This is a genomic window from Allobosea sp. CER48 (genome assembly GCF_044752385.1).
Lineage (GTDB): Bacteria > Pseudomonadota > Alphaproteobacteria > Rhizobiales > Beijerinckiaceae > Allobosea.
Genome location: NZ_JBIWYK010000216.1, coordinates 1 through 5,380, shown reverse-complemented (window position 1 = coordinate 5,380; position 5,380 = coordinate 1). Strand labels below are relative to the sequence as shown.

The window sequence follows — 5,380 nt, the reverse complement described above, 5'->3', positions numbered from 1 at the left end:
CGAAAAGCTGCGCGCACCGAGCCAGCGCAGCCTCGCCCGCAAGGCGCTTGCCCTGAAGCAGCGCCAGAGCGCGTCGGAGCGCCCGAAGAGCCGCACTGCCAGCAAGGGAATGCAGCCGGTCGAGAACAAGAAGGCGGTGAAATCCGGGGCGCTCAAGGATGCGGGCGCCCGCCCGGCCATGATGCGCGCCAAGATGGCGCGCCGGAGCGGCTGACCGGCCGGCGCGTTCAGGCGAGGCGCTTACCTAGGGCCCTGCGGGCGCTCAGCGCTTGCAGGGCTTGTTCATGAAGGAGCCGCAGTCATAGGGCTGCGAAAGCGCTTCGCGGATCGAATAGGCCTTGCCGTCGAACTGGTTGACGATGTCGTCGATGCGCCAGCCCCCGTTCTCGCTGACCATCCTGAACTCGACGACGACCGCCTTGCCGAAGCTTCGGAAGTTCGCAAGGACCGTCGCCTTGCCGGCCGCGACAGGGATCGTGTCGAAGCTGAGCTTCCTGATCTCGCCATCCTGGCCGTTGAGGAAGGGGTCGGCGCCGATCTGGCCCATGTCCCCGCTCTCGTCCTGATAAAGGTCGTCGCGGGCGAAAAGCGCGGCGAGGCTCCCGCTCATCAGCTTGTCGCGATGCGGCGGCCGCCAGGCCGGCGGCGGGGCCTTGCCCTTCGCCGCGAGCATCCGGATCGTGATGGCGTAGGCGTCCTCGACCGGGCCGCGCGGAACATCGTCGCCGGCACGCGCCGAGACGGCGAGGGCCGCGAACAGCCCGGTCAGGGCGAGCGCCAGCGCGAGGTGCCGGAGGACTTGCCTCACGCCTCGTCCTCGTCGTTTCCGAACAGCCCGAACTGCGCCGTCTCGCGCGAGGGCTCGGGCATGCCGAGATGGCGGAAGGCGTGGGGCGTGAGCAAGCGGCCGCGCGGGGTCCGCTGGATGAAGCCCTGCTGGAGCAGGAAGGGCTCGATGATCTCCTCGATCGCATCGCGCGGCTCGGAGAGCGAGGCGGCGATGGTCTCGATCCCGACCGGGCCGCCGCCGAAATTGATCGCGACGGTGGTGAGGTAGCGCCGGTCCATCTGGTCGAGGCCGATGGCGTCGACATCGAGCAGGGAGAGCGCCTTGTCGGCGACCTTGCGGGTGACGATCGGGTCGCCGTCGACGATGGCGAAGTCGCGCACGCGGCGGAGGAGGCGCCCGGCGATGCGCGGCGTCCCTCGGGATCGCCTGGCGATCTCGTTGGCGCCGTCGTCGGACATCGGCACGCCGAGCACGCGGGCGCCGCGGGCGACGATGCCCTGCAATTCCTCGACGGTATAGAACTGCAGCCGGATCGGGATGCCGAAACGGTCACGCAGCGGGGTCGTCAGCAGGCCAGCGCGGGTGGTGGCGCCGACGAGCGTGAACTTGGGCAGGTCGATCTTGACCGAGCGGGCGGCCGGGCCTTCACCGATGATCAGGTCGAGCTGGTAATCCTCCATCGCGGGATAGAGGATTTCCTCGACCGCCGGGTTCAGGCGATGGATCTCGTCGATGAAGAGCACGTCGCGCTCTTCGAGATTGGTGAGCTGGGCGGCGAGGTCGCCGGCCTTGGCGATCACGGGGCCGGAGGTCGACCGGAAGCTCACGCCGAGCTCGCGTGCCACGATCTGTGCCAGCGTCGTCTTGCCGAGGCCGGGCGGGCCGACGAAGAGGACATGGTCGAGCGCGTCGCCGCGGCTCTTGGCTGCGTTGATGAAGACCTGAAGATTGGCGCGCGCCGCCGCCTGCCCGGTGAAATCGGAGAGCGAAAGCGGTCGCAGCGAGGCTTCGCTGTCATCGTCGCGGCGTTCGGCTGTCATCAGTCCGGAGCGCTTGGGGTCGCTCACAGCGCGATCTCCAGTTCGAGCGCGTCGTGAATGGGAATGTCCTTGTATCCCGTCTTGATGATGGTCGGCACGACCGAGCGATAAGCGTCGATCGCCTCGAGATAAAGCCCCGAGAGGCGGAAGCCGCGGCGCTGGTAGAAGGTCATGCCCGGCATGTTGTCATTGGTCAGCATGGCCTTGAGCCTCCTGGCGCCGGCCTTGCGCGCGGCGTCGATGACGGCATCGAGCATCTGGATCGCGACGCCTTCGCCGGTGCGGAGCGAATGGAGCGCGCAGAGATAGGCGGTATCGCCGCGCACCGTCCAGCTCGCCAGCGCCGCGGTCTTGCCCGATGCCTCGAACAGGCCGAGCGCGTCGATCTCCGCGACGTCGTAGACATGCAGGCCGATCATCATGCTGTGCGAGCCCCAGCTCGCCAGCATGATGCGGCAGAGTTCGGCCTTGTCGGTGACGACGCGCAGTTCCAGTTCGTCGGGCGGGGCGTTCACTTCGCCAGTTCCTTGAGGCCCAGCTTGATGAGCTGGGCCGTGCCGGCGCCATCGCCGGCGGCCTTGGCGGCAGCCGCCACCGCGGCGACAGCCTGGGCCTGAGGATAGCCGAGATTGGCGAGCGCGGAGACCGCGTCGGCTATCGGCTGCGGCAGTTTCCTGTCTTCCAGAGCGCCGGAGAGCTGCACGACGCCGGGATCGATATGGCCGAAGGCCGGCGCCTTGTCCTTGAGCTCGGCGCAGAGCCGCTGGGCGAGCTTGGGGCCGACGCCGGGTGCGCGGGCGATCGCGGCCTTGTCGTTGGTGGCGATCGCGGTGGCGAGGCTGCCTGGATCGAGCGTCGAGAGGATCGCGAGCGCCACCTTGGCGCCGACGCCCTGCACGACCTGCATCAGCCGGAACCAGTCCCGCTCGACATCCGACATGAAGCCGTAGAGGCGGATCGCATCTTCGCGGACATGGGTCTCTATCGAGAGCGAAGCCGCCTCGCCGGGGCTGGGCAGGCGCTGCAGCGTGCGCGCCGAGCACTGCACGACATAGCCGACGCCCTGCACGTCGATGATGACGTGATCCTCGCCATAGGAATCGATCAGGCCCTTGAGCTTGCCGATCATCGTCTCATTCCCCCGGTCGTCACGCTCAACCCGCCGCGCGCATCTGGGCGGCGACCAATGCCTTGATGCCGCGATGCTGGGCGTGGCAGATCGCGACGGCGAGCGCGTCGGCTGCGTCGGCGGAGCTGGTCTCAGCCTTCGGCAGAAGCACGCGGATCATCGCCTGCACCTGCTTCTTGTCGGCATGGCCGACGCCGACCACCGTCTTCTTGACGAGATTGGCGGCGTATTCGGCCACGTTCAGCCCAGCGAGCGACGGCACGACCAGCGCAATGCCGCGGGCCTGGCCGAGCTTCAGCGCCGATTGCGGATCGCGATTGATGAAGGTCTCCTCCACCGCCGCCTCGTGCGGGCGATGAGTCGCGATGATCTTCTGCAACCCCTCGTGCAATTGCCGCAGCCGCTCGCCCAGAGCGAGGTTGCCGTCGCTTTCGACGCAGCCGCAGGCCACGAAGGAGAGCTTGCTGCCTTCCGAGAGGACGACGCCCCAGCCGGTCTTCCGGAGGCCGGGGTCGATGCCGATGATGCGAATCGCGGGTGCCATGACGGGCTCAAGCTAGCGGATGTTTCGGATTTGTACCGCCTGGAACTTGAGCGGAGATGAATTCCCCTCATCGAACGCATCAAAAAGGAACGTTGTTATTGCCGGAAGGCGGCGGGCATGGTGCGCCCGTTACACTTCAACCGCGCGACGCCATGCCTTTCAGCCTTTCTGCCTTCATGCCCGGCCTGACCTTCGATGGCATCGCCGTCCTGCTTGCAGCGACGCTGCTCGGCGGGCTGGTTCGCGGCTTTACCGGCTTCGGCTTCGCGATGGTGTTCATGCCGCTGGCCTCGATGGTGCTCGGGCCCGTCGCGGCGCTGGGGCTGATCTGGTTCATCGACCTGCCCTTCGCCCTGCCGATCGCGGCGCGCAGCGCCAAGCGGGCCGAATGGAGCGAGATCCTGCCGCTGCTGCTGACCGCGACGCTGGCGCTGCCCGGCGGAATCTGGCTCCTGACCTGGCTCGACCGCGAGACGATGCGCTGGCTTCTCGCAGTGCTGGTGCTGGTCGCCGTCGGGCTGATGGCCTCCGGCTGGCGCTATCACGGGCGCCCGACGATCCCGCTGTCGCTCGGCGTCGGCGCATTGTCCGGGCTGTTCAACGGCATGGCCTCGATCGGCGGCATGCCGCTCGCGGTGTTCTGGTTGGGGGCCCAGCGCAACGACCGGCACAAGACCAGGGCGAACATGCAGGCCTTCTTCGGCGTCTCGACGCTGATGAGCGGCGCGGTGCTGTGGTGGAAGGGCATTCTCACACCCGGCGCGCTGCTGATGGCGGTGCCGCTCTTCGCGGTCTACGGCATCGGGCTCTGGGCCGGCACGCACGGTTTTCGGCTCGCCTCCGAGCAGACCTTCCGGCGCGGCGCCTATCTGGTGATCTTCCTCAGCGCGCTGATCAGCCTGCCGCTGTGGGATGCCGTGATCGGGCGCTGAGGGATAGCTCGGCCGTCATGCCGGCCCTTGTGGCGAGCATCCACGTCTTGAAGACGGTCCGCGAGCCGTGAAGCCGTGGATGGTCGGGACATGCCCGACCATGACGCGAAGAGGGGGCTGGCTTCCGCTCAGGCGCTGAGCTTTGCCATGATGTCGTCGGCGATCTCGAAATTGGCGAAGACGTTCTGGACGTCGTCGTCGTTGTCGAGAGCTTCCATCAAACGCATCATCGAGGCGGCCTTCTCCTCGTCGAGCGGAGCCGTCGTCGTCGGCCGCCAGACCGGCTTGGCCGAGGCCGGCGCACCGAGCGCGGCCTCGAGCGCCTTGGAGACCTCGTTCAGCGCATCGAAGGCGCAAAGGATCGTGTGACCGTTCTCGTCCGAGATCACGTCGTCGGCACCGGCCTCGATCGCGGCTTCCATGACCTTGTCGGCGTCCCCGGCCTCCGGCGGATAGCTGATCTCGCCGACGCGGTTGAACATGAAGGAGACGGAATTGCTCTCGCCCAGCGCGCCGCCGGACTTGGTGAAATAGGAGCGGACGGCGGAGGCCGTGCGATTGCGGTTGTCGGTCAGCGCCTCGACGATGACAGCGGCGCCGCCCGGGCCATAGCCCTCGTAGCGGACCTCGTCGTAGTTGTCGCCTTCGCCGCCGGCTGCCTTGTTGATGGCGCGCTGGATGTTGTCCTTCGGCATGTTCTCGGCGCGCGCGGCGAGCACCGCCATGCGCAGCCGCGGATTCATGTTGGGATCGGGCATGCCCATCTTGGCGGCGACGGTGATTTCGCGGGCCAGTTTCGAGAACAGCTTGGAGCGCACCGCGTCCTGCTTGCCCTTGCGGTGCATGATGTTCTTGAACTGTGAATGGCCGGCCATGGGGACTCGCTGCCCTTGTGATGAGATGGAACCATGGAAACACCGCCGCGGCGCGCACCGGGGCGATCGG

General features: G+C 67.5%; 7 protein-coding genes and 1 pseudogene. 2 read left to right on the top strand and 6 right to left on the bottom strand.

Annotated features, from left to right (window positions below; genetic code table 11):
* Window positions 1–214: pseudogene (locus tag ACIPIA_RS09790) on the top strand (hypothetical protein); the annotation flags it as partial.
* Between the two features lie 48 nt (window positions 215–262).
* On the opposite strand, the gene ACIPIA_RS09785 reads toward ACIPIA_RS09790, so the two are convergent.
* From ACIPIA_RS09785 to ruvC, 5 genes are read right to left on the bottom strand one after another with little or no spacing between them, the layout of a single operon-like run.
* Window positions 263–808, bottom strand: a complete 546-nt coding sequence (locus tag ACIPIA_RS09785; protein WP_400508978.1) for a DUF3828 domain-containing protein — start codon at window positions 806–808, stop codon at window positions 263–265.
* Window positions 805–1,830: a Holliday junction branch migration DNA helicase RuvB gene (ruvB, locus tag ACIPIA_RS09780; protein WP_400508980.1), complete on the bottom strand. Its 1,026-nt coding sequence runs from the start codon at window positions 1,828–1,830 to the stop codon at window positions 805–807. Before ruvB ends, ACIPIA_RS09785 begins: the two co-directional genes overlap by 4 nt.
* Before the next feature lie 23 nt (window positions 1,831–1,853).
* The gene (locus tag ACIPIA_RS09775) at window positions 1,854–2,345 is read right to left on the bottom strand and encodes a GNAT family N-acetyltransferase (RefSeq protein ID WP_400508977.1); all 492 of its coding nucleotides are present in this window, start codon (window positions 2,343–2,345) and stop codon (window positions 1,854–1,856) included.
* Complete coding sequence (gene ruvA, locus ACIPIA_RS09770) at window positions 2,342–2,959, bottom strand: Holliday junction branch migration protein RuvA (protein ID WP_400508976.1); 618 nt, start codon at window positions 2,957–2,959, stop codon at window positions 2,342–2,344. The genes ACIPIA_RS09775 and ruvA overlap by 4 nt, the downstream gene beginning before the upstream one ends.
* Before the next feature lie 25 nt (window positions 2,960–2,984).
* Window positions 2,985–3,503, bottom strand: coding sequence for a crossover junction endodeoxyribonuclease RuvC (gene ruvC, locus ACIPIA_RS09765; protein WP_400508974.1), 519 nt, complete (start codon window positions 3,501–3,503; stop codon window positions 2,985–2,987).
* A 152-nt stretch (window positions 3,504–3,655) separates the two neighbouring features.
* Here ruvC and ACIPIA_RS09760 point away from each other — a divergent pair, with 152 nt between their 5' ends.
* Window positions 3,656–4,435, top strand: a complete 780-nt coding sequence (locus ACIPIA_RS09760; RefSeq protein WP_400508972.1) for a sulfite exporter TauE/SafE family protein — start codon at window positions 3,656–3,658, stop codon at window positions 4,433–4,435.
* A gap of 128 nt (window positions 4,436–4,563) precedes the next feature.
* On the opposite strand, the gene ACIPIA_RS09755 is transcribed toward ACIPIA_RS09760, so the two are convergent.
* Complete coding sequence (locus tag ACIPIA_RS09755; RefSeq protein ID WP_400508971.1) at window positions 4,564–5,310, bottom strand: YebC/PmpR family DNA-binding transcriptional regulator; 747 nt, start codon at window positions 5,308–5,310, stop codon at window positions 4,564–4,566.
* Between the last annotated feature and the right edge of the window lie 70 nt (window positions 5,311–5,380).